Source organism: Enterobacter sp. RIT637, assembly GCF_019718755.1.
GTDB lineage: Bacteria > Pseudomonadota > Gammaproteobacteria > Enterobacterales > Enterobacteriaceae > Enterobacter.
Genome location: NZ_JAIHAZ010000004.1, coordinates 212,563 through 234,595, shown reverse-complemented (window position 1 = coordinate 234,595; position 22,033 = coordinate 212,563). Strand labels below are relative to the sequence as shown.

At 57.5% G+C, this 22,033-nt stretch carries 23 protein-coding genes; 15 read left to right on the top strand and 8 right to left on the bottom strand.

Annotation, left to right across the window (positions count from 1 at the left end; translation table 11 throughout):
- Positions 1-32 precede the first annotated feature (32 nt).
- On the bottom strand, positions 33-1,223 hold the full coding sequence (hmpA, locus tag K5E19_RS09765; protein WP_221551038.1) for an NO-inducible flavohemoprotein: 1,191 nt from the start codon (positions 1,221-1,223) through the stop codon (positions 33-35).
- Between the two features lie 305 nt (positions 1,224-1,528).
- Here hmpA and glyA point away from each other — a divergent pair, with 305 nt between their 5' ends.
- A complete protein-coding gene (glyA, locus tag K5E19_RS09760; protein ID WP_221551037.1) occupies positions 1,529-2,782 on the top strand; it encodes a serine hydroxymethyltransferase in 1,254 nt (417 codons plus the stop codon).
- Positions 2,783-2,835: 53 nt separating this feature from the next.
- Here the strand turns inward: glyA and K5E19_RS09755 are convergent, their stop codons facing one another.
- Entirely contained in the window at positions 2,836-3,258 is a 423-nt protein-coding gene (locus K5E19_RS09755; protein WP_221551036.1) for a DoxX family protein, read from the bottom strand.
- Between the two features lie 172 nt (positions 3,259-3,430).
- On the opposite strand from K5E19_RS09755, the gene K5E19_RS09750 reads away from it, so the two are divergent.
- The gene (locus K5E19_RS09750; protein ID WP_221551035.1) at positions 3,431-4,570 is read left to right on the top strand and encodes a 3-phenylpropionate MFS transporter; all 1,140 of its coding nucleotides are present in this window, start codon (positions 3,431-3,433) and stop codon (positions 4,568-4,570) included.
- Here K5E19_RS09750 and csiE read toward each other — a convergent pair whose 3' ends face one another.
- On the bottom strand, positions 4,571-5,848 hold the full coding sequence (csiE, locus tag K5E19_RS09745) for a stationary phase inducible protein CsiE (RefSeq protein WP_221551034.1): 1,278 nt from the start codon (positions 5,846-5,848) through the stop codon (positions 4,571-4,573). It abuts the gene before it with no gap.
- A 125-nt stretch (positions 5,849-5,973) separates the two neighbouring features.
- Here csiE and K5E19_RS09740 point away from each other — a divergent pair, with 125 nt between their 5' ends.
- Positions 5,974-6,612, top strand: coding sequence for a DUF1007 family protein (locus K5E19_RS09740; RefSeq protein WP_221551033.1), 639 nt, complete (start codon positions 5,974-5,976; stop codon positions 6,610-6,612).
- Positions 6,603-7,583, top strand: a complete 981-nt coding sequence (locus tag K5E19_RS09735; protein ID WP_221551032.1) for a nickel/cobalt transporter — start codon at positions 6,603-6,605, stop codon at positions 7,581-7,583. The genes K5E19_RS09740 and K5E19_RS09735 overlap by 10 nt, the downstream gene beginning before the upstream one ends.
- A 59-nt stretch (positions 7,584-7,642) precedes the next feature.
- Here the strand turns inward: K5E19_RS09735 and suhB are convergent, their stop codons facing one another.
- A complete protein-coding gene (suhB, locus tag K5E19_RS09730) occupies positions 7,643-8,446 on the bottom strand; it encodes an inositol-1-monophosphatase (RefSeq protein ID WP_010434013.1) in 804 nt (267 codons plus the stop codon).
- A gap of 130 nt (positions 8,447-8,576) precedes the next feature.
- Between suhB and trmJ the strand changes: the two genes are divergently transcribed.
- From trmJ to sseB, 11 genes are all read left to right on the top strand, one after another.
- Positions 8,577-9,305 carry a tRNA (cytosine(32)/uridine(32)-2'-O)-methyltransferase TrmJ gene (gene trmJ / locus K5E19_RS09725; RefSeq protein WP_010434012.1) on the top strand — a complete coding sequence of 243 codons (729 nt, stop codon included), beginning with the start codon at positions 8,577-8,579 and terminating at the stop codon, positions 9,303-9,305.
- Positions 9,306-9,525: 220 nt separating this feature from the next.
- Positions 9,526-10,017: a Fe-S cluster assembly transcriptional regulator IscR gene (gene iscR / locus K5E19_RS09720; RefSeq protein ID WP_006176693.1), complete on the top strand. Its 492-nt coding sequence runs from the start codon at positions 9,526-9,528 to the stop codon at positions 10,015-10,017.
- A 117-nt stretch (positions 10,018-10,134) separates the two neighbouring features.
- Complete coding sequence (iscS, locus tag K5E19_RS09715; protein ID WP_008502157.1) at positions 10,135-11,349, top strand: cysteine desulfurase; 1,215 nt, start codon at positions 10,135-10,137, stop codon at positions 11,347-11,349.
- Positions 11,350-11,373: 24 nt separating this feature from the next.
- Positions 11,374-11,760 carry a Fe-S cluster assembly scaffold IscU gene (gene iscU / locus K5E19_RS09710; RefSeq protein ID WP_003860661.1) on the top strand — a complete coding sequence of 129 codons (387 nt, stop codon included), beginning with the start codon at positions 11,374-11,376 and terminating at the stop codon, positions 11,758-11,760.
- Positions 11,761-11,773: 13 nt separating this feature from the next.
- A complete protein-coding gene (gene iscA / locus K5E19_RS09705) occupies positions 11,774-12,097 on the top strand; it encodes an iron-sulfur cluster assembly protein IscA (RefSeq protein WP_003860659.1) in 324 nt (107 codons plus the stop codon).
- Positions 12,098-12,177: 80 nt separating this feature from the next.
- Positions 12,178-12,693, top strand: coding sequence for a co-chaperone HscB (gene hscB, locus K5E19_RS09700; protein ID WP_221551030.1), 516 nt, complete (start codon positions 12,178-12,180; stop codon positions 12,691-12,693).
- A 14-nt stretch (positions 12,694-12,707) separates the two neighbouring features.
- Positions 12,708-14,558, top strand: coding sequence for a Fe-S protein assembly chaperone HscA (hscA, locus tag K5E19_RS09695; RefSeq protein WP_221551028.1), 1,851 nt, complete (start codon positions 12,708-12,710; stop codon positions 14,556-14,558).
- A 1-nt stretch (position 14,559) separates the two neighbouring features.
- Complete coding sequence (gene fdx / locus K5E19_RS09690) at positions 14,560-14,895, top strand: ISC system 2Fe-2S type ferredoxin (RefSeq protein ID WP_003860652.1); 336 nt, start codon at positions 14,560-14,562, stop codon at positions 14,893-14,895.
- A gap of 1 nt (position 14,896) precedes the next feature.
- Complete coding sequence (gene iscX / locus K5E19_RS09685) at positions 14,897-15,097, top strand: Fe-S cluster assembly protein IscX (RefSeq protein ID WP_221551026.1); 201 nt, start codon at positions 14,897-14,899, stop codon at positions 15,095-15,097.
- A gap of 53 nt (positions 15,098-15,150) precedes the next feature.
- A complete protein-coding gene (gene pepB / locus K5E19_RS09680; RefSeq protein WP_221551024.1) occupies positions 15,151-16,437 on the top strand; it encodes an aminopeptidase PepB in 1,287 nt (428 codons plus the stop codon).
- A 96-nt stretch (positions 16,438-16,533) separates the two neighbouring features.
- The gene (sseB, locus tag K5E19_RS09675) at positions 16,534-17,310 is read left to right on the top strand and encodes an enhanced serine sensitivity protein SseB (RefSeq protein ID WP_221551023.1); all 777 of its coding nucleotides are present in this window, start codon (positions 16,534-16,536) and stop codon (positions 17,308-17,310) included.
- Between the two features lie 17 nt (positions 17,311-17,327).
- Here sseB and K5E19_RS09670 read toward each other — a convergent pair whose 3' ends face one another.
- The 4 genes from K5E19_RS09670 to K5E19_RS09655 all read right to left on the bottom strand — a co-directional run bounded on the left by K5E19_RS09670 (position 17,328) and on the right by K5E19_RS09655 (position 21,958).
- On the bottom strand, positions 17,328-18,098 hold the full coding sequence (locus K5E19_RS09670; protein ID WP_221551021.1) for a MurR/RpiR family transcriptional regulator: 771 nt from the start codon (positions 18,096-18,098) through the stop codon (positions 17,328-17,330).
- Positions 18,098-18,943, bottom strand: coding sequence for a 3-mercaptopyruvate sulfurtransferase (sseA, locus tag K5E19_RS09665; protein WP_221551020.1), 846 nt, complete (start codon positions 18,941-18,943; stop codon positions 18,098-18,100). The genes K5E19_RS09670 and sseA overlap by 1 nt, the downstream gene beginning before the upstream one ends.
- Positions 18,944-19,033: 90 nt before the next feature.
- Positions 19,034-20,401 (bottom strand): 6-phospho-alpha-glucosidase, encoded by a 1,368-nt coding sequence (locus K5E19_RS09660; protein WP_221551019.1) that lies wholly within the window; start codon positions 20,399-20,401, stop codon positions 19,034-19,036.
- 12 nt (positions 20,402-20,413) lie between these two features.
- The gene (locus K5E19_RS09655; RefSeq protein WP_221551018.1) at positions 20,414-21,958 is read right to left on the bottom strand and encodes a PTS transporter subunit EIIC; all 1,545 of its coding nucleotides are present in this window, start codon (positions 21,956-21,958) and stop codon (positions 20,414-20,416) included.
- Positions 21,959-22,033: the final 75 nt, after the last annotated feature.

The window sequence follows — 22,033 nt, the reverse complement described above, 5'->3', positions numbered from 1 at the left end:
AAAAAAAGCCCCTCGAACGAGGGGCTTTTTCATTACAGCACCTTATGCGGCCCGAAACATTCGTAATGAATGTTGTCTTTGTTCACGCCCAGCTCAACCAGCTGCTTCGCGGCATACTGCATAAACGCCACCGGCCCGCAGACGTAGAACTGCATGTCCGGCGCGCTAAACGCCCCTTCATGCTGGCTTAAATTCATCAGACCTTCGCTGTCGAAGCGTGCGGCCTGACGGTCAGCCTCCGTCGGCAGGCGATACCAGGTATGCGCGGTGAAGCGCGGCAGGGACGCCCCGAGCGTTTTCACTTCATCCGCAAAGGCGTGCACGTCGCCGTTCTCTGCGGCGTGGAGCCAGTTGACCTGCGCGTCGTGGTTTGCTTTTGCCAGCGTATCGAGCATCGCCAGCATTGGCGTTTGGCCGACGCCCGCAGAGATCAGCGTAACTGGGGTATTCGCTTCAACGGCCATGAAGAAATCGCCCGCCGGCGCGGCCAGATGGACCACGTCGCCCACACTGGCTTCGTTGTGCAGCCAGGTTGAGACCTGACCGCCGTCCTCACGCTTCACGGCAATACGGTAGCCTTTGCCGTTTGGCTTGCGGGTGAGGGAATACTGGCGAATTTCCTGATGCGGGAAACCTTCTGGTTTCAGCCACACGCCCAGATACTGGCCTGGCTGGTAATCGGCAACCGGCTGGCCGTCCACCGGCTCAAATTCAAAGCTGGTAATCAGCGCGCTGCGCGGCGTTTTCTCAACGATGCGGAACGCGCGCGTGCCTTCCCAGCCGCCGTTCTTGCTGGCGTTTTCGCTGTAGATCTGTGCTTCACGGTTGATAAACACGTTTGCCAGCACGCCGTAGGCTTTACCCCAGGCGTCCAGCACCTCCTGGCCCGGGCTGAACATCTCGTCCAGCGTCGCCAGCAGGTGGCCGCCAACGATGTTGTACTGCTCGGGCTGGATCTGGAAGCTGGTATGTTTCTGCGCAATCTTTTCTACCGCAGGTAGCAATGCCGCCAGGTTTTCGATATTGCTGGCGTAGGCTGCAATGGCGTTAAACAACGCTTCACGTTGGTCGCCGTTACGCTGGTTGCTCATGTTGAAAATTTCTTTGAGCTCCGGGTTGTGCGAGAACATGCGATCGTAGAAATGGGCGGTGAGTTTAGGGCCGGTTTCCACCAGCAGGGGAATGGTGGACTTAACGGTAGCGATGGTTTGAGCGTCGAGCATGAGCGCGTCCTTCTGATGTCACATTTAATGATGTATTTTAAATGCATCTTATAAAAAATAACCCTGCGTTGTAAATGGTTCTTTGCAAGATGAAAAATATGCATCACAAACCTGAAAAGAAATCCGTTGAAAATGACGAGAGCTTTATTCCTCAAACCCTTGCGTGGCGTGGAGGTAAACGTTTGCGTAAAATCGTTTGTCAAGACCTGTTATCGCAGAACTATTCAGTTATACTGTTGCCCGTCGTCCAACAGGACTGCCTTTTCAGGCCAAAATTTACTTGTTAGCTGAGTCAGGAGATGCGGATGTTAAAGCGTGAAATGAACATTGCCGATTATGATGCCGAACTGTGGCAGGCTATGGAGCAGGAAAAAGTACGTCAGGAAGAGCACATCGAACTGATCGCCTCCGAAAACTACACCAGCCCACGCGTGATGCAGGCGCAGGGTTCTCAGCTGACCAACAAATACGCTGAAGGTTATCCGGGCAAGCGCTACTACGGCGGTTGCGAGTACGTTGATATCGTTGAGCAGCTGGCGATTGACCGTGCGAAAGAACTCTTTGGCGCAGACTACGCGAACGTGCAGCCGCACTCAGGCTCTCAGGCTAACTTCGCGGTCTACACCGCGCTGCTGCAGCCGGGCGATACCGTTCTGGGTATGAACCTGGCGCAGGGCGGCCACCTGACTCACGGCTCCCCGGTTAACTTCTCCGGCAAACTGTACAACATCATCCCTTACGGTATTGATGAGTCCGGCAAAATTGACTACGAAGACATGGCTAAGCAGGCCAAAGAGCACAAACCGAAGATGATCATCGGCGGCTTCTCTGCTTACTCCGGGATCGTTGACTGGGCAAAAATGCGTGAAATCGCAGACAGCATCGGTGCTTACCTGTTCGTTGATATGGCGCACGTTGCGGGCCTGATCGCGGCAGGCGTTTACCCGAACCCGGTTCCACACGCTCACGTTGTGACCACCACTACCCACAAAACCCTGGCGGGTCCACGCGGTGGCCTGATCCTGGCGAAAGGCGGTGACGAAGATCTGTATAAGAAACTGAACTCTGCCGTGTTCCCAAGCGCGCAGGGTGGCCCGCTGATGCACGTTATCGCCGCAAAAGCAGTAGCGCTGAAAGAAGCGATGGAGCCTGAGTTCAAGGTTTACCAGCAGCAGGTTGCTAAGAACGCCAAAGCGATGGTGGAAGTGTTCCTGAGCCGTGGCTACAAAGTGGTGTCTGGCGGTACTGAAAACCACCTGTTCCTGCTGGACCTGGTTGATAAGAACCTGACCGGTAAAGAAGCTGACGCTGCCCTGGGCCGCGCCAACATCACCGTGAACAAAAACAGCGTGCCAAACGATCCGAAGAGCCCGTTCGTGACCTCCGGTATCCGTATCGGTTCTCCGGCCGTGACTCGTCGCGGTTTTAAAGAAGTGGAAGTGAAAGAGCTGGCTGGCTGGATGTGTGACGTTCTGGACAACATCAATGACGAAGCGGTTATCGAGCGCGTCAAAGGTAAAGTGCTGGATATCTGCGCACGCTTCCCGGTATACGCATAATCCTTCTACCCTACAGAAATAAAAAAGGCCGCGCTTGCGGCCTTTTTTATGGCTTAACGCCGGTCGAGGGAAATGGCTCCCGGACCAACAATGGCCAGCAAAATAAACGCACCGGCAATACTCACATTCTTATAGAAGTTAATCATGTTCGGCACAACCGCATCACCGGTCATATCCCAGTAATGGTGGCCTATCACCGCCGTTCCCAGCGTATAAACGACAAAGAGCACCGCAATGGGGCGAGTGAAAAAGCCCAGCACGATCAGAATCGCCGCGGGAACCTCCATCACCACCGCAATAATCGCGGCCAGCATGGGCATGGGGGCGCCGAGCGACGTCATATACTGAACGGTGCCGCTAAACCCCGTGAGTTTGGGATAGCCAAAAATAATAAACAGGACGACGATCGCAATACGGGCAATCAAAAGCAGGAAAGAACGTGAGGAGCCGAAATCGAAATAACGTAAGCTGTTCATGGCAAACGACCTCTTCAGGCGATGTTCTTTAAACGTAATACAATTTTGCCGCTCTCGCCATACGCCGACCGGCTGTCCATGATGTTAATTTATCGTTAATTTATAGCGCGCTAACGACTTGCCAAATTGCAGGATACACGCCAGACTATCGCCTCCATTTCGGGAGGGATTCATGGTCTTGCATTCCACGCGCTGGCTGGCGCTCAGCTACTTCACCTACTTCTTTAGCTACGGTATTTTTCTGCCTTTCTGGAGCGTCTGGCTCAAGGGAATTGGTCTCACCCCTGAGACCATCGGCGTTCTGCTGGGTGCAGGACTGGTGGCGCGTTTCCTGGGCAGTCTGCTGATTGCGCCGCGCGTCAGCGATCCCTCCTTACTGATTAAAGCCGTGCGCATACTTGCGCTGCTCACTCTGGTCTTTGTCGCCTGCTTCTGGGTGAGCCACCAGTTTGCCTGGCTGATGGTGATTATGGTTGGCTTCAACCTGTTCTTCTCACCGCTGGTGCCGCTGACGGATGCCCTGGCGAACACCTGGCAAAAGCAGATCACCATGGACTATGGCCGCGTACGCCTGTGGGGATCGATTGCTTTCGTGATCGGCTCGGCGCTGGTGGGTAAGCTGGTCAGCCTGTACGACTATCACGCCATCCTTGCGTTACTGAGCGTGGGTATTGCCTCCATGCTGCTGGGGATGCTGCTGCGTCCGTCGGTAATGCCGCAGGGCGAAAGCCGTCACCAGGAGAGCGCAGGCTGGCCGGCCTGGCGGAGCCTGGTCGCTCAGAGCTGGCGTTTTCTGGCGTGCGTTTGCCTGCTTCAGGGGGCGCATGCGGCGTATTATGGGTTCAGCGCCATCTACTGGCAGGGGGCAGGCTACTCTGCTTCTGCGGTAGGCTACCTGTGGTCGCTCGGCGTAGTGGCGGAAGTGATCATCTTTGCGCTCAGCAAAAAGCTGTTCCGCCGCTTCGGCGCGCGAGACCTCCTGCTGCTTTCCGCCGTCTGCGGCGTGGTGCGCTGGGGGATTATGGGCTGGACGACCGAACTGCCGTGGCTGATTGTGGCGCAAATTCTGCACTGCGGTACCTTTACCGTGTGCCACCTGGCGGCGATGCGCTACATCTCTGCGCGTGAGGGTGGGGATGTGATTCGACTGCAGGCAGTCTACTCTGCGGTGGCAATGGGCGGCAGTATCGCCGTGATGACGGTCTTTGCTGGGTTCCTGTATCAGCACCTGGGGCACGGCGTGTTCTGGGTGATGGCGCTCGTTGCGTTACCCGCAATGATCGTTCGGCCTAAAGTGACGGCTCGCGCGTAGCTAGGACTCCAGCATCGCGCGAATATGTTCTTGCTGCTGCGCGTTCAATGTCTCAACGGCATGGATAAGCGGCGGCGAGAACAACGGCAGGGCGGTTGGGTAAGGGGTGATCACCAGCGCAGCCTCACGGGGCGCGCCTTCCTTCTGAAACGCGTGCAGGGTCAGATAACGAATATTGAGCGGCAACAGCGTCAGCTCGCGCAACTGCTGCTCAATCAACGCTTCGCATGCTTTATCTTCCCCGGTCAGTAACACCACCTGTTTTTCATGCAGATCGGTCTCCTGCATCAGCCAGGCACCGAAAATCACCGCGACAAGGCTCATCTCTTCATCAGAGAAACGCAGGCCAAATTCCGCCTCCAGTTCAAACAGCGCCTCTTTGGTGGTGCGTAACAGCCGGGGATAGAGACGATGGATCTCTTCCGGCAGGCTGTTATCGATGCCGATTTCAAACAGTGAGCGATCCAGCGCCTGAGCAAGATGGATATAAAGCTGATCGGTCAGCCCCTGTTCATCGCTAAAGTTCATCCCGGTTTGGGCCCGAAAGCGCGCGATCATCCGCACTATCGTGCGACGCAGGCGTTGATCCTGCTGATGTCTGTCAAGCACCGGATCGGGGGTGCGCAGCATCATAAACAGCAGCGCGAGGAACAGCTGTTCATCGCTGTGCGTTCCCTGCGGAACGCGCCGTTTCCAGTGGCGCACGATTTCCTGCGCGGTGAAATATTCCCCTCGCGATTGCGTCCAGCTGCGCTGAACGTGGGAAAACTGCGGCGTATTGCCCAGATGATGCTGGAACAGACAGTATTGCAAAAAAAGCTGTAAAAACTGCACGTCGCGGCAGTCAAACGGACGCTGAAGCTTTCGCGAACAGAAGCTGATCAATGCGCGCAGGTTGGTGTCATCATAGAGTGGACGAGCGATGCCCTGCTGTTTAAGTGCGGTTTTAAGCGCGGGAGTAAACTGATGCGAGACGAACTGCGGGCAAAGCCGGAGCGCCCTGCGCAGCCAGTGCAGCAGGCATAAACGCTGATTCAGGACAGAACCTTCAATTCGGTAGCTGCCGTCGAGGTGCGTGACGATATCAAGCCGATGATAGCGCTGGATTTCATCGCGCGTCTCGGCTATATCTTGCCGTGCCATCGCGTCGTCCACGCCGTTGGCAGCGATAATGCTCTGTGCGGTGACGGCAGCATCGGGCAGGTAAAGCATCAAAAGCACCTGGCAGCGGCGCTGCGAACTGGAAAGCACAGATGGAATTTCAAGCGTCGTCATCATCTGTCGGGTATCCAGTGTGAATGTTTGATAAGAATAGCTAAAGGATGGACGCTGAAAAGCGCACCGGCAGGCCTTTCACTCAGGATTGCTGGGGAACATCACAGAATTTTTGACGTGAGGAATTGATGCAAATAGTTAAACAAAGCGCGATGGCGTTATTTTTGGCGGTTATCACCTTTACCGCCAGCGCACATCCTCACAGTTTTATCAGCCTGAAAACCGAGCTGGTGACGGACGGCACGCAGCTCAGTGGCCTGAAAATGCGCTGGACGATGGATGAAATCACCTCGGCAGATCTGCTCTATGATGCGGGAAACGCAAAGCCCGGCGATGAGATCTGGAAAAAGCTGGCGGCAGAGGTGATGGCCAACGTGCTCGGCCAGCACTACTTCACCGAGTTCTGGCACAACGGGCAAAAGGTCAAATTTCTGAACCGTCCAACGGAATACGGCATGACGCGCGACGGGCATCAGGCGGTGCTGACGTTTATTCTCCCGCTGGCGCACCCTCAGCTACTGGCAGGGCAAAAGTATCGTTTTTCTACCTTTGACCCCAGCTACTATGTCGATATGAGTTATGCCGAGGACAGCGACGTCCAGCTTCCGGCATCGCTACAAAAGAAATGCAAACTTACCGTCCACACGCCAAAGCCCAGCGAAGAGACGCTGAACTTTGCGGTCTCTCTCGACAAAGAAGACGCACCACCGGAGGACATGGAGCTGGGTAAACAGTTTGCGCAGGAGGTGACGTTACAATGTCAGTGATCTCCTCTTCGCACCAAAAACCGCGCCGCTGGCTTCATCTCTGGCCGCTGGCGCTCTTTCTCCTGCTCGCCGTTTGCGGTTCGCTCTGGCTGTGGCAGGCCTGGCCGCAGGTGATGATGAAAAGCATCATCTGGCAGCGTGAAGTCAATCAACAGATGAGCGGGCTGCTGAAGGCGGTGGCGGAGAACCCGACCAAAGCGGGCGGTTCCCTGCTGGCGTTCAGCTTTATCTATGGCGTTCTGCACGCGCTGGGGCCGGGGCACGGCAAAATTGTCATCACCACCTGGCTTGCTACCCATCCGTCGAAGCTGAAATCGAGTATCGGCCTGACGCTGGCCTCCTCGCTGCTTCAGGGCGGCGTGGCGATTGCGCTCGTCGTGGTGGTCCTTTCGCTATTACAGCTTCCTGCCCGTCAGCTACACATGAGTAGCTTCTGGCTGGAGAAGGGGAGCTACGCGCTGGTGGGCGTGCTGGGGCTGATCCTCTGCTGGCGGGCGCTGAAAAAGCTGCGCGTGCTGCTGCAAAAACCGAAATTCAAGACCTTTACGCCGCACCACGTTCATGATGAAAACTGCGGATGCGGGCATCAGCATCTTCCCACGCAGGAACAATTACAGAACGGCGACGACTGGCGCGCGCGGCTGATGATTGTTCTCTCGATGGGTATGCGCCCGTGCTCGGGGGCAATCATGGTGCTGCTGTTCAGTAAGGTGATTGGCGTGTTTGGCTGGGGAATGCTCTCGGCGCTGGCGATGGCGGCAGGGACGTCTCTCACCATTTCGTCGTTAGCGCTGCTGGTTCACAGCTTCCGTCAGCTGGCGATCAAACTCAGCGGCAATAAAACGCCGGTGCTGTGGCGACAGGTAGGGTGGACTACGCTCGCGCTGGCGGGCGGGATGATTCTGCTGGTGGCGGCGGTGACGATGTGGATGAGCGCGGTGCCGGTGGGAAGGGGGTTGCGGCCTTTCTAGCGTACTGATGGATTTTGTAGGCCCGGTAAGCGTAGCGCCACCGGGCTTAACAAACTGGATTAACGCTTCAGCGCATCGCTCAGTTCTTCACGCATATTTGCCAGCATGGCTTTAACAACGCGTGGGTTACCCGCAACGATGTTGCCGGTGGTCATGTAGTTGTGGCCGCCGGTAAAGTCGCAAACAATCGCGCCAGCTTCACGTGCGATCAGCTCGCCCGCCGCAAAGTCCCACGGCTTCAGTGACAGCTCAAAGTAACCGTCAACGCGGCCGGTCGCCACGTAGGCCAGATCCAGCGCAGCAGAACCGGTGCGACGGAAATCTGCGCATTCGGTGAACAGTTTGCCCAGGATATTCATATAGGTAGTCGCGTGCTGTTTCGCCTTGAACGGGAAACCGGTCGCCAGGATGGTGCCGTCCAGATCGCGTGCGTTGCTGCAGCGCAGACGATAGCCGTTCAGCTGTGCGCCCTGACCGCGGGTAGCGGTGAACAGTTCGTTACGCATTGGATCGTAAACAACGGCGACTTCAGTACGGCCTTTAATGCGTACTGCGATAGAAACAGAGAAGTGTGGCAGGCGTTTGACGAAGTTGGTGGTGCCATCCAGTGGATCGATAACCCATTGAACATCCTGATCGGTACCTTCATGTTCACCGCTTTCTTCGGTGATGATGGTGTGCTGTGGGTAAGATTTGCGGATTGTTTCGATAATAATCGCTTCTGCGGCTTTATCGACGTTAGTCACGAAATCATTGCTGCCTTTCTGGCTGGTTTCTACGGAGTCTGGGGTTTCGTAGTGTTTGGCAATTACATTACCCGCCTTGCGCGCTGCGCGCACGGCGATGGTCAGCATCGGATGCATCGGTCTCTCTCACTGGATGTTAAAGAACAGGAAAATCGGCGCAGAGTATAGCAGCGGGATCGGATTATGTCTCCCGTTTATGATAATATGCCCGAATATTCTTCAGACACAGAATCCAGACATCTAAATTATGCTGCAAAACATTCGAATCGTGCTGGTCGAAACATCGCACACCGGCAACATGGGCTCCGTGGCCCGCGCTATGAAAACCATGGGCTTAACGAACCTGTGGCTGGTTAACCCGCTGGTAAAACCAGACTCGCAGGCCATCGCCCTGGCGGCCGGTGCCAGCGACGTGATCGGCAACGCCCAGATCGTCGATACCCTTGATGAAGCGCTGGCTGGTTGTAGCCTCGTTGTCGGCACAAGCGCGCGCTCCCGCACGCTGCCATGGCCGATGCTGGACCCGCGCGAATGCGGCCTGAAAAGTGTCTCAGAAGCTGAACAGGCTCCGGTTGCGCTGGTGTTTGGCCGCGAGCGCGTTGGCCTGACCAACGACGAGCTGCAGAAGTGCCACTATCACGTTGCCATCGCGGCGAACCCGGAATACAGCTCGCTGAACCTGGCGATGGCGGTGCAGGTTATCGCCTATGAAGTGCGTATGGCATGGCTGGCAACGCAGGAAAAAGAGCGTACCGAGCCTCAGGAAGAGAGCGCCTACCCGCTGGTGGACGACCTTGAGCGCTTCTACGGTCACCTGGAGCAGACGCTGCTCTCAACCGGCTTTATCCGCGAAGGTCACCCGGGCCAGGTGATGAACAAGCTGCGCCGTATGTTTACCCGCGCGCGCCCGGAAAGCCAGGAGCTGAACATCCTGCGCGGAATTCTGGCGTCGATTGAGCAGAAGAATAAGGAATAGTGCCGGTTTGTTTTCTCCCTCTCCCCGTGGGAGAGGGCCGGGGTGAGGGCATCAGGCCGCACCCAGGTAAAACGGCACGGAAGGTTAAATACCTGACTAAAACAGTCAAGTAAATAGTTGACCATTTTAGTCAGGAATGTCAGACTTGGCCCTGCTATGCAATACCCCCATTTTACAATAAAAAACCCCGGGCAGGGGCGAGTTTGAGGTTAAGTAAGACATGAGACTGACATCTAAAGGGCGTTATGCCGTGACCGCGATGCTGGACGTTGCGCTCAACTCCGAAGCGGGCCCGGTTCCGTTGGCTGATATTTCTGAACGACAGGGGATCTCCCTCTCTTATCTGGAACAGCTGTTCTCCAGACTGCGTAAAAATGGACTGGTTTCCAGCGTTCGTGGCCCAGGCGGCGGCTATCTGCTGGGTAAAGACGCGGGCAGTATTGCAGTTGGCGAAGTGATCAGCGCCGTTGACGAATCCGTTGACGCGACCCGTTGCCAGGGTAAAGGCGGCTGCCAGGGCGGCGACAAATGCCTGACCCACGCGCTGTGGCGCGATCTGAGCGACCGTCTGACCGGTTTCCTGAACAACATCACCCTGGGTGAACTGGTGAATAACCAGGAAGTTCTGGACGTGTCGGGTCGTCAGCATAGCCATGAATCACAACGCAGCACCCGCGCGCAGGACGCTATCGACGTCAAATTACGCGCGTAATAAAACGATAAAGATTTCAGAATCAGGCCGGGGCGGTCACGCCCCGCGTACTCGGTCGTACATCCAGCCGGTTGCCTGATTCCTTGCATTGAAGCGATGTACGGAGTTTAAAGAGCAATGAAATTACCGATTTATCTCGATTACTCCGCAACCACGCCGGTGGACCCGCGTGTTGCCGAGAAAATGATGCAGTGTCTGACCCTGGACGGAAACTTTGGTAACCCAGCTTCCCGTTCACACCGTTTTGGCTGGCATGCTGAAGAGGCGGTTGATATCGCCCGTAATCAGATTGCTGACCTGGTCGGTGCCGACCCGCGTGAGATTGTTTTCACCTCCGGTGCGACCGAATCCGACAACCTGGCGATCAAAGGTGCAGCCAACTTTTATCAGAAAAAAGGCAAGCACATCATCACCAGCAAAACCGAACACAAAGCCGTGCTGGATACCTGCCGCCAGCTGGAGCGTGAAGGGTACGAAGTAACCTATCTCGCCCCACAGAGCAACGGTATTATTGACCTCAAAGAGCTCGAAGCGGCCATGCGTGATGACACCATTCTGGTTTCCATCATGCACGTCAACAACGAAATCGGCGTGGTACAGGACATCGCGACCATCGGCGAAATGTGCCGCGCGCGCGGCATCATCTACCACGTGGACGCGACCCAGAGCGTGGGCAAACTGCCTATCGACCTGAGCCAGCTGAAAGTGGACCTGATGTCTTTCTCCGGCCACAAAATCTATGGCCCGAAAGGGATCGGCGCGCTGTACGTTCGTCGTAAACCGCGTATCCGCATCGAAGCACAGATGCACGGCGGCGGTCACGAGCGCGGCATGCGTTCCGGTACGCTGCCTGTTCACCAGATCGTGGGCATGGGCGAAGCATACCGCATTGCAAAAGAAGAGATGGAAACAGAGATGGCGCGCCTGCGCACGCTGCGTAACCGTCTGTGGGACGGCGTGAAAGATATGGAAGAAGTATATCTGAACGGCGATCTCGAGCAGGGCGCTCCGAACATCCTCAACGTCAGCTTCAACTATGTTGAAGGCGAATCGCTGATCATGGCGCTGAAAGACCTGGCCGTTTCTTCCGGCTCTGCCTGTACGTCTGCAAGCCTGGAGCCATCCTACGTGTTGCGCGCGCTGGGTATGACCGACGAGCTGGCACACAGCTCTATCCGTTTCTCTTTAGGTCGTTTCACTACCGAAGAAGAGATTGACTACACCATCAAGCTGGTTCGCAACTCCATCGGCCGTCTGCGCGACCTTTCTCCACTGTGGGAAATGTTCAAGCAGGGCGTGGATCTGAACAGCATTGAATGGTCACATCACTAATCGGTACATAAGGAGAATTCAATCATGGCATACAGCGAAAAAGTCATCGATCATTACGAGAACCCGCGCAACGTTGGCTCTTTTGACAACAGCGACGAATCTGTCGGTAGCGGCATGGTTGGCGCACCGGCGTGTGGCGACGTGATGAAGTTGCAGATTAAAGTCAACAATGAAGGTATCATTGAAGACGCGCGCTTCAAGACCTACGGCTGCGGTTCTGCTATCGCGTCCAGCTCCCTGGTCACCGAATGGGTGAAGGGCAAGTCTCTGGACGAAGCACAGGCAATCAAGAACACGGATATTGCTGAAGAACTCGAACTGCCACCGGTGAAAATTCACTGTTCAATTCTGGCAGAAGACGCGATCAAAGCCGCCATTGCGGATTACAAAAGCAAACGTGAAGCAAAATAATTGAGGTTTGAGTATGTCGATTACCCTTAGCGACAGCGCTGCCGCGCGAGTAAGCTCTTTTCTGGCGAACCGTGGTAAAGGCTTTGGCCTGCGACTGGGCGTACGTACCTCCGGCTGTTCTGGTATGGCTTACGTACTGGAGTTTGTTGACGAGCCGGCGTCTGACGACACCGTGTTTGAAGACAAGGGCGTGAAGGTGGTGGTCGATGGCAAAAGCCTGCAATTCCTCAACGGCACTCAGCTGGACTTCGTCAAAGAAGGCCTGAACGAAGGGTTCAAATTCACGAACCCGAACGTCAAAGACGAGTGTGGTTGCGGCGAAAGCTTCCACGTTTAACCGCGCGTCATCCGAAACCCCACCGTAGCGTTACCCGCTACGCGTGGGGTTTGTTCTAACAGGCTACCCCTGAGATTGTTATGGATTACTTCACTCTCTTCGGACTACCCGCTCAATACCCGATTGATCTGCAGGCGCTGACGATCCGCTTCCAGGATCTGCAGCGTCAGTACCACCCGGATAAATTCGCCAGTGGTACTCAGTCAGAGCAACTGGCTGCGGTTTCCCAATCTGCGACCATCAACCAGGCCTGGCAGACGCTGCGCCATCCGCTGAGCCGTGCCGAGTACCTGCTTTCGCTGCACGGTTTTGACCTGGCGAGCGAACAGCATACCGTGCGCGACACCGCGTTTCTGATGGAACAGCTGGAGCTTCGCGAAGAGCTGGATGAGATTGAACAGGCCAAAGACGAAGCGCGTCTGGAAAGCTTCATCACGCGCGTGAAGGGCATGTTCGATACCCGCCATCAGCAGATGGTGGAGCAACTGAACAACGAGACCTGGGACGCGGCGGCAGATACTGTGCGCAAACTCCGTTTTCTCGATAAACTGCGAAGCAGTGCTGAACAACTCGAAGAAAAGCTGCTCGATTTTTAATTTCGGAAGCAATTATGGCCTTATTACAAATTAGTGAGCCTGGCTTAAGTGCCGCACCGCACCAGCGTCGTCTGGCGGTGGGTATTGATCTGGGCACCACCAATTCCCTCGTGGCGACCGTGCGCAGCGGCCAGGCGGAAACGCTGGCTGACGAGCAGGGCCGCCATCTGCTGCCTTCCGTGGTCCACTACCAGCAGCAGGGGCACGCGGTCGGCTATGACGCCCGCGCCAACGCCGCGCGCGATCCGGCCAACACCATCAGCTCCGTAAAGCGCATGATGGGCCGCTCGCTGACCGATATTCAGACCCGCTATCCGCATCTGCCGTATCAGCTGCAGGCCAGTGAAAACGGCCTGCCGATGATCGCGACCGCGGCCGGTCTGCTGAACCCGATTCGTGTTTCCTCCGACATCCTCAAAGCGCTGGCGGCGCGTGCGATCGCAACGCTCGGCGGCGATCTGGACGGCGTAGTCATTACTGTTCCGGCCTATTTTGACGACGCACAGCGTCAGGGCACCAAAGACGCCGCGCGTCTGGCGGGCCTGCACGTGCTGCGCCTGCTGAACGAACCGACGGCGGCGGCGATTGCCTACGGCCTCGACTCCGGTCAGGAAGGGGTCATTGCGGTTTACGATCTCGGCGGCGGGACCTTTGATATCTCGATTCTGCGCTTAAGCCGCGGGGTGTTTGAAGTGCTGGCGACCGGCGGGGATTCCGCGCTGGGCGGCGATGACTTCGACCATCTGCTGGCTGACTACATTCGCGAGCAGGCGGGCATCAGCGATCGCAGCGATGCGCGCGTGCAGCGTGAGCTGCTGGATGCGGCTATTGACGCCAAAATCGCTCTGAGCGATGCGCAGACGGTTACCGTAAACGTTGCGGGCTGGCAGGGTGCGATCACCCGCGACCAGTTCAGCGATCTGATTGCCCCGCTGGTTAAGCGTACCCTGCTGGCCTGCCGTCGCGCATTGAAAGATGCGGGCGTGGAGGCGAACGAGGTGCTGGAAGTGGTCATGGTGGGCGGTTCGACCCGCGTGCCGCTGGTGCGTGAGCGCGTGGGCGAATTCTTTGGCCGCACGCCGCTGACCTCCATCGACCCGGACAAAGTGGTTGCCGTGGGCGCCGCAATCCAGGCCGATATCCTGGTCGGCAACAAGCCGGACAGCGAAATGCTGCTGCTGGACGTCATCCCGCTGTCGCTAGGGTTAGAAACCATGGGCGGCCTGGTGGAGAAAGTGATCCCGCGTAATACCACCATTCCGGTGGCGCGCGCGCAGGAGTTCACCACCTTCAAAGACGGCCAGACCGCGATGTCCATCCACGTGATGCAGGGCGAACGCGAACTGGTGCAGGACTGCCGCTCACTGGCGCGCTTTGCGCTGCGCGGTATCCCGGCGCTGCCTGCGGGCGGGGCGCATATTCGCGTTACCTTCCAGGTGGATGCGGACGGCCTGCTGAGCGTGACGGCGATGGAAAAATCCACCGGCGTGGAATCATCCATTCAGGTGAAGCCGTCTTACGGCCTGACCGATGGCGAAATCGCCTCCATGATTCAGGACTCAATGAGCTACGCCGAGCAGGATGTGAAGGCGCGTATGCTGGCTGAACAAAAAGTTGAAGCCGCACGCGTGCTGGAAAGCCTGCACGGCGCGCTTGCTGCCGATGCCGCGCTGTTAAGCGCCGCTGAGCGCCAGGTGATTGACGACGCTGCCGCGCACTTAAGCGCTGTCGCAGAAGGCAATGACGCTGACGCAATAGAAGAAGCCATTAAAAACGTTGATAAACAAACCCAGGACTTTGCTGCTCGCCGCATGGACAAATCTGTCCGCGTCGCGCTGAAAGGCCAGTCCGTGGACGAGGTTTAATATGCCAAAGATTGTAATTTTGCCTCATGCGGACCTCTGTCCGGATGGTGCTGTTCTGGAAGCGAAGACCGGTGAAACCATTCTCGATGTTGCCCTGCGTGCAGGTATCGAAGTGGAACACGCCTGTGAAAAATCCTGTGCCTGCACCACCTGCCACTGCATCGTGCGTGAAGGTTTCGACTCTCTCGCCGAGAGTACCGAAGACGAAGACGACATGCTGGATAAAGCATGGGGTCTGGAGCCAGACAGCCGCCTGAGCTGCCAGGCTGCGGTGACCGATGAAGATCTGGTCGTGGAATTCCCACGCTACACCATCAACCACGCACGCGAGCATTGATATGGGACTGAATTGGACAGACAGCCGTGAAATCGGCGAAGCGCTCTACGACGCAAACCCGGATCTCGATCCGAAGACCGTACGATTCACCGACATGCATCAGTGGATCTGCGATTTAGAGGATTTTGACGACGATCCAAACGCATCCAATGAAAAAATTCTGGAGGCGATTCTGTTAGTCTGGTTAGATGAAGCAGAGTAAATCACTTAACGGGCTGCCTTCTGGCGGCCCGTTTGCTAATAAGGATAAATAAAATGACCGAAGCGATGAAGATTACGCTCTCGAATCAGCCTGCTGACGCACGCTGGGGCGAAAAAGCCACCTACAGCATCAACAACGACGGTATTACCCTGCACCTGACGGGCAAAGATGATCTGGGCCTGATCCAGCGCGCCGCGCGTAAAATTGACGGGCTGGGCATTAAGCATGTCTCCCTGGACGGCGAAGGCTGGGACACCGACCGCAGCTGGGCATTCTGGGCAGGCTACAAAGGCCCGAAAGGCACCCGCAAAATTGAGTGGGCAAACCTCGATGCCGCCGGTCAGAAAGAGCTGGAAAGCCGCCTGCAAATTATCGACTGGGTGCGCGACACCATCAACGCCCCGGCGGAAGAACTTGGTCCGGAGCAGCTGGCACAGCGTGCGGTCGACCTGCTGTGCGGCGTGGCGGGCGACAAAATGTCCTACCGCATCACCAAAGGTGAAGACCTGCGCGAGCAGAACTACATGGGCATCCACACCGTGGGCCGTGGTTCCGAGCGTCCTCCGGTCCTGCTGGCGCTGGATTACAACCCAACCGGCGATAAAGCGGCACCGGTCTTTGCCTGCCTGGTCGGGAAAGGCATCACCTTCGATACCGGCGGCTACAGCCTGAAGCAGAGCGCGTTCATGGACTCCATGAAGTCCGACATGGGCGGCGCGGCAACCATCACCGGCGCGCTGGCGTTCGCGATCACCCGCGGTCTGAACAAGCGCGTGAAGCTTTATCTCTGCTGCGCGGACAACATGGTGAGCGGTAACGCCTTCAAGCTGGGCGATATCATTCGCTACCGCAACGGTAAAAACGTCGAAGTGATGAACACCGACGCCGAAGGCCGTCTGGTGCTGGCCGATGGCCTGATCGACGCCTCTGCACAGAAGCCAGAGCTGATTATCGACATGGCGACCCTGACCGGGGCGGCAAAAACCGCCCTGGGCAACGACTACCATGCGCTGTTCAGCTTTGACGACAAGCTGGCCGCTCGCCTGCTGGCAAGCGCCGCTGCGGAAAACGAACCGTTCTGGCGTCTGCCGCTGGCCGAGTTCCACCGCAGCCAGCTGCCGTCCAACTTTGCCGAGCTGAACAACACCGCGAGCGCGGCGTACCCGGCGGGTGCAAGCACGGCGGCAGGCTTCCTGTCCCACTTCGTTGAGAACTACCACGAAGGCTGGCTGCACATCGACTGCTCCGCAACGTACCGTAAAGCGGCGGTTGAGCAGTGGTCCGCGGGCGCGACCGGTCTGGGCGTGCGTACCGTGGCGAACCTGCTGACGGCTGAGTAATCTTTTTTGCCGGGTGGCGCTGCGCTTACCCGGCCTACAAAACCCGTAGGCCCGTGCAAGCGAAGCGCCGCCGGGCAATTGTGAAGTAGCCAAACTATGTCCGAAACCAAAAACGAATTAGAAACTCTGCTGGAGCAGGCGGCGACCGAGCCCGCCCACCGTCCGGCATTTTTCCGCACGCTGCTGGAATCCACCGTCTGGGTGCCGGGCACCGCGGCGGAAGGTGAGCAGGTTGTCGAAGACAGCGCGCTGGATCTGCTGCACTGGGAGAAAGACGACGGCACGTCGGTGATCCCGTTCTTCACCTCACTGGAAGCCCTGCAGGAAGCGGTAGAAGACGAACAGGCGTTCGTGGTGATGCCGGTGCGCACGCTGTTCGAGATGACGCTGGGGCAGACGCTGTTCCTCAACGCTAAACTGCCGACCGGGAAAGAGTTCACGCCGCGAGAAATCAGCCACCTGATTGGCGAAGAGGGCAACCCGCTCAGCACCCAGGAGGTGCTGGAAGGGGGCGAAACGCTGCTGCTGTCTGAGGTGGCCGAGCCGCCCGCGCAGATGATTGACTCCCTGACCACGCTGTTCAAAACGCTCAAGCCCGTCAGGCGTGCGTTTCTCTGCTCTATTAAAGAGCGCGCGGACGAACAGCCGGTGCTGTTGATCGGTATTGAAGCCGATGGAGATTTCGACGAGATCGTTCAGGCCGCGGGAAGCGTGGCGACCGACACGCTGCCGGGCGATGAGCCGATCGATATCTGCCAGGTGAAGAACGGTGAGAAGGGCATCAGCCACTTTATTACCGAGCACATCACGCCGTTCTACGAGCGTCGCTGGGGCGGCTTCCTGCGCGATCTCAAAACTAACCGCATCATCTGATTACGGCGGGGTGAATATCACCCCGTTGCTTCCAGCAGCAGTAAATCCATCAGCAGCACCAGATTCGACTCAAACGACGTCACCCCCGCGGCTTCGGCGGCGAAGTGTACCGCTTCGTCATAGAGGGCAAAATGCACGTCCGCCATCCCCGCCAGCGAATTGGCGGAGGCGCGGGTAAACGCGACGATGGTCATGCCGACATTTTTGGCAATCCGCGCTTTATCCAGCACCTGTTCCGTTTCGCCGCTGCGCGAGACGGCAATAAACACCTGATAGCGGGCGGCGTTGCTGAGGAAAATATTCCGGCTGTCCCCCGGCCCGGAGATAAACGCCGTTTTGCCCAGCACCTGCAGCTTCTTGGTCAGGTACTCCGCAAACAGATAGGAAAACCCGGCGCCGTAGAGAAAGAAGCTCTCTTTCTGGCGCAGCAGGTCGGCAAACTGCTGGCGCTTCTCCTGCGTGACCCACTGGAAGGTGTGCTGATAGTTGGCGATAAACTGATTAAACAGCGCCGGGAGTTCAGGAAGCGACTGCCCCTGAGCGGCTATGTGCGGCGTGTCGGAGAGCAACTGCTTGCAGTGCCAGATAAACTCGCTAAAACCGCTGAACCCCAGCTTCTGGCACAGCCGCATGATGGTGGCAGTAGAAACAAACGTCGTCTGCGCCAGCTCTCGGACCGTGATGTTGCCCACCAGCAGCGGATGCTCCGTAAGGTGGGCGAGGACGCGATACTCCGCACGGGTCAGCGATGCCCCGCGCGTTAACAACGTGGCCAGGCGGTTATCCATTATTTTGCGGGTTCGACAGGCAGATCGTCTCGCGCACCCCATTCGCTCCAGGCGCCGTCGTAAAGCGTGACGTCGTTCGCGCCGAGCGTGGCGAGTGCCAGGATCACCACGCAGGCCGTGACGCCGGAGCCGCAGCTGGCAATAATCGGACGATGCAAATCCACGCCTGCACGGTTAAAAATGGCGCGCAGCTCGTCGGTGGTTTTCAGCTCGCCCTCAAACACCAGGTCGCCCCACGGCACGTTCAGCGCGCCCGGAATATGTCCACGTTTTAGCCCCGGACGCGGTTCATCCGCTTCGGCATTGAAGCGCGGCGCGGGACGGGCATCGACGATTTGAGCCGTTTTTTCATGGCTCACGACCAGCACGTCGGTCAGGCGTTTCACCACGTGCGCGTCGAACGTGGCGTCAAATTCGCCTTCCGGCAGCGTCACGTCGCCCTGCTGAAGGGGCAGCTCGTCACGCTTCCAGCCGGCCAGTCCGCCCGCCAGAATCGACACTTTTTCCACGCCGAAGTTTTTCAGCATCCACCACGCGCGCGGCGCGGAGAAGAGGTTACCTTCATCATAGACAACGAGGTGTTTGTCTTTGCTGACGCCCAGCTCGCGCATCGCCACGGAAAATGCTTCCGGGCGCGGCAGCATGTGCGGCAGGGGAGAGTTGTGATCGGAGAGGGCTTCGATATCAAAAAATACCGCGCCAGGCAGGTGCCCTGCGCGGTATTCACCGGGCACGTCGCGATGCTCTTGCCCCGGCGGGGCCATACGCGCGTCAATAATCTGGACTTCCGGATCGTCACCGTGCTCAATCAGCCAGTCGGCGGCGACAAAATATGAGGTGGACATGGGTTGCCTCCATTCTTTTCCGTAAAACAGGATTGTCGGTGTTTTTTCTGACACCGACAAGCAAACCACGTTCAACTCGCGAGCAAGCCCCTATTTTTTCACCGTTTCGCCGTCCTGCCAGGCTTTTTGCAGCGCAGGCCAGTAGTCGCGGTTGGCCTCGATCATCTCATCCAGAATCGCCTTCGCGTGTACCATGGTCGGCACGGTGCGGTTGAGGGTAAACGCCTGCAGGGCTTTCTCATAGCTGCCCTCGATAGTCGCTTCAACCAGCAGCTGTTCAGAGGCCAACTGCTGTTGCAAAAGGGTCTGATGGAACAGCGGCACCTGACCGACGCGGATCGGTTCCGGGCCTTCGGAGGTGATATACGCGGGCACTTCCACCACGGCATCGTACGGCAGGTTGGTAATCGCTCCGCGGTTTTCGACCATCACCAGATGGCGGCTCCGCAGGTTAAAGGCCAGAGAGCAGGCGACGTCGACGATAAACTCGCCGTGAACGCCCACGTGGAAGGCATCCGGCAGGATCCCGGTGCGCTTATATTCTTCAGCTGCGGCGAACAGCTTTTTCTCGCGCCCGTCCATTACTTCATTGGCGCGGGTATAGTCCGGGTTCTGATGCTCCACAATCTGGTTCGGCATCAGGTAGTACTGCAGATACGGGTTCGGCAGATACTCCGGGAAGTTGTCCATGATAGGCTTAATGTTGCGCCAGGTCTTCACCCAGGAGGGATCAGAATGCTGCGGGTCGGTTTTGGCCGCATCTTCCGTCAGCAGGCCAAACTTCGCGATATGCTTGCGCAGCTCGGGCAGCTTGTCTTCGCCGTCCACCAGTACGCGGGTAAACCAGCCGAAGTGGTTCAGGCCGAAGTAGTCGACTTCAAGCTTGCGGCGATCGACGCCCAGAATCGCCCCCATATTGCGCATCGCGGCCACCGGCATATCGCAGATGTTCAGCACCCGCGCATTTGGCCGCAGGCGGCGCACGCCCTCCGCAACGATCGCCGCCGGGTTGGAGTAGTTCACGATCCAGGCTTTTTCATGCGCGTAGCGATCGACCAGATCGATAAGCTCGACCATCGGCAGGATCGTACGCAGCCCGTAGGCCAGCCCGCCGGGTCCGCAGGTCTCCTGGCCGACCACGCCGTGGCGCAGCGGGATCTTTTCATCCTGCTCGCGCATCTTGTACTGGCCGACGCGCATCTGGGCGAAGACGAAATGCGCGCCGCTGAAGGCCACTTCCGGGTCACTGGTGACGGTAAATTTGATGCTCTGACTGTGGTCGCGAATGACCTTCTCGACGACGGGCGCAATGGTGTTCTGACGCGCCTCGTCGATGTCATAGAGGCGAATTTCGGCCAGCGGGAAATCCTGCAGGCGCACCATCAGGCTTTTCACAATACCCGGCGTGTAGGTGCTACCGCCGCCGGCAATCGACAGAATGAATGGGGGTGTAAACATCTTTAGCTCCTTTCAGAGAAACGTCTCAACGGCTTCTCGCATTTTTTTGACGTGCAGCCCGTAGACCACCTGAACGTTGTTACCTTGTTTGATAATCCCTTTCGCGCCGGTCGCCTTCAGGCGCGGCTCGTCGATGATGTCGACGTCCTTCACCGTGACGCGTAAGCGGGTGTAGCAGTTATCCACCACTTCAATGTTTTCCCGGCCGCCCAGCCCCACCACGATGGATTCGCCCAGCCCGTCGTTATTGCCTTTGGCCTGATACTCCTGCTTGCTGTAGAGGCGCGTCTCCTTATCGTCATCCTCACGGCCTGGCGTTTTCATGTTGAAGCGCAGGATCAGGAAGCGGAACACCACGAAGTAGAGGGCGAACATGATCAGCCCGACCACGATGTACATCGGCCAGTTGGACTTCTCCGTGCCGAGCGGCAGGTTGTAAAGGATGAAGTCGATAATCCCGTTGGCGCCGATGGCGTGAACGCCCAGCAGCGAGAACAGCATCATGCCGATGCCGGTCAGCACCGCGTGCACCACGAAGAGCAGCGGGGCAACGAACAGGAAGGAGAACTCAATCGGCTCGGTCACGCCGACCAGCAGCGAGGTCAGCGCCGCCGGGATCAGAATGGCTTTCGCAATGGCTTTACGCTCCGGCTTTGCGGTCATATACATCGCCAGCGCGGCGGCAGGCAGGCCGAACATCTTGCTGATGCCGCGCGCGTCCCACACCACGGTGCTGCTGAGCGGCTTCACGTCCGGGCAGGCCATCTCGGCGAAGTAGATATTGCGCGCGCCCTGATAGGTTGCGCCGCACACATCCTGCGTGCCGCCCAGCTCGGTATAGAGGAACGGCGTATAAACCAGATGGTGCAGGCCGGTGGGCACCAGAATGCGTTCCAGGAAACCGTAAATTGCTACGCCAAACGGCCCGGAGCCTTTGATGGCCAGCGCCAGGGCGCTAATGCCGTGCTGGGCAAACGGCCACAGTTCACTCATCACTACGCCGAGCAGCATGGAGACGGGGAGCATGACGATGGCGACAAAACAGTGGCCGGAGTAAATCGCCATCGCGCCGTTGAACTGTACGCCGGAGTATTTGTTATACAGATAGCCGGAGAGCGCCCCGGTGAGGATCCCGGCGAAAACGCCCATCTCCAGCACCTGCACGCCCAGCACCATGGTCTGCCCGGCCGCTTTCATCTGGGCCGCTGGCGCCAGCGCGCCCTGCAGCTGCAGCGTGACGTTCATGGCATTGATGAACACCACAAAGGTCACCAGCCCAATCAGCGCGGCATAGCCTTTATCGCGCGTCGCCAGACCAATCGGGATACCGACGGCAAACACCAATGCCAGGTTAACCAGTACCGATACGGCAGATTTCGCGATGAGTTGGCCGATATTCTGAATCAGAGGATGGCCCAGAAACGGCAGGTACTCGGCAAGATTGCCGTTACCCAGCACGTTACCAAAGGCGATAAAAAGACCGACAATCGGTAAGATAAGTACCGGTCCGTACAATGATTTTCCGAAATTTTGTAGGGCGTTCACGGCTCGTTTCATGGCTTTCTCTCTTTTTGAACCGCGCACTCGGGGTGCGTCATGGTCATAAAACTAGCAGCCTTCAGGCGCGCTTAT

What these genes read in the sequence shown, in the direction of transcription:
- K5E19_RS09655 (WP_221551018.1), bottom strand. Translation starts at nt 21,958, where the DNA reads ATGAAACGAGCCGTGAACGCCCTACAAAATTTCGGAAAATCATTGTAC.
- iscS (WP_008502157.1), top strand. Translation starts at nt 10,135, where the DNA reads ATGAAATTACCGATTTATCTCGATTACTCCGCAACCACGCCGGTGGAC.
- K5E19_RS09670 (WP_221551021.1), bottom strand. Translation starts at nt 18,098, where the DNA reads ATGGATAACCGCCTGGCCACGTTGTTAACGCGCGGGGCATCGCTGACC.
- iscR (WP_006176693.1), top strand. Translation starts at nt 9,526, where the DNA reads ATGAGACTGACATCTAAAGGGCGTTATGCCGTGACCGCGATGCTGGAC.
- K5E19_RS09755 (WP_221551036.1), bottom strand. Translation starts at nt 3,258, where the DNA reads ATGAACAGCTTACGTTATTTCGATTTCGGCTCCTCACGTTCTTTCCTG.
- iscX (WP_221551026.1), top strand. Translation starts at nt 14,897, where the DNA reads ATGGGACTGAATTGGACAGACAGCCGTGAAATCGGCGAAGCGCTCTAC.
- hscB (WP_221551030.1), top strand. Translation starts at nt 12,178, where the DNA reads ATGGATTACTTCACTCTCTTCGGACTACCCGCTCAATACCCGATTGAT.
- hscA (WP_221551028.1), top strand. Translation starts at nt 12,708, where the DNA reads ATGGCCTTATTACAAATTAGTGAGCCTGGCTTAAGTGCCGCACCGCAC.
- K5E19_RS09740 (WP_221551033.1), top strand. Translation starts at nt 5,974, where the DNA reads ATGCAAATAGTTAAACAAAGCGCGATGGCGTTATTTTTGGCGGTTATC.
- iscA (WP_003860659.1), top strand. Translation starts at nt 11,774, where the DNA reads ATGTCGATTACCCTTAGCGACAGCGCTGCCGCGCGAGTAAGCTCTTTT.
- pepB (WP_221551024.1), top strand. Translation starts at nt 15,151, where the DNA reads ATGACCGAAGCGATGAAGATTACGCTCTCGAATCAGCCTGCTGACGCA.
- glyA (WP_221551037.1), top strand. Translation starts at nt 1,529, where the DNA reads ATGTTAAAGCGTGAAATGAACATTGCCGATTATGATGCCGAACTGTGG.
- sseB (WP_221551023.1), top strand. Translation starts at nt 16,534, where the DNA reads ATGTCCGAAACCAAAAACGAATTAGAAACTCTGCTGGAGCAGGCGGCG.
- trmJ (WP_010434012.1), top strand. Translation starts at nt 8,577, where the DNA reads ATGCTGCAAAACATTCGAATCGTGCTGGTCGAAACATCGCACACCGGC.
- suhB (WP_010434013.1), bottom strand. Translation starts at nt 8,446, where the DNA reads ATGCATCCGATGCTGACCATCGCCGTGCGCGCAGCGCGCAAGGCGGGT.
- fdx (WP_003860652.1), top strand. Translation starts at nt 14,560, where the DNA reads ATGCCAAAGATTGTAATTTTGCCTCATGCGGACCTCTGTCCGGATGGT.
- iscU (WP_003860661.1), top strand. Translation starts at nt 11,374, where the DNA reads ATGGCATACAGCGAAAAAGTCATCGATCATTACGAGAACCCGCGCAAC.
- hmpA (WP_221551038.1), bottom strand. Translation starts at nt 1,223, where the DNA reads ATGCTCGACGCTCAAACCATCGCTACCGTTAAGTCCACCATTCCCCTG.
- K5E19_RS09735 (WP_221551032.1), top strand. Translation starts at nt 6,603, where the DNA reads ATGTCAGTGATCTCCTCTTCGCACCAAAAACCGCGCCGCTGGCTTCAT.
- sseA (WP_221551020.1), bottom strand. Translation starts at nt 18,943, where the DNA reads ATGTCCACCTCATATTTTGTCGCCGCCGACTGGCTGATTGAGCACGGT.
- K5E19_RS09660 (WP_221551019.1), bottom strand. Translation starts at nt 20,401, where the DNA reads ATGTTTACACCCCCATTCATTCTGTCGATTGCCGGCGGCGGTAGCACC.
- csiE (WP_221551034.1), bottom strand. Translation starts at nt 5,848, where the DNA reads ATGATGACGACGCTTGAAATTCCATCTGTGCTTTCCAGTTCGCAGCGC.
- K5E19_RS09750 (WP_221551035.1), top strand. Translation starts at nt 3,431, where the DNA reads ATGGTCTTGCATTCCACGCGCTGGCTGGCGCTCAGCTACTTCACCTAC.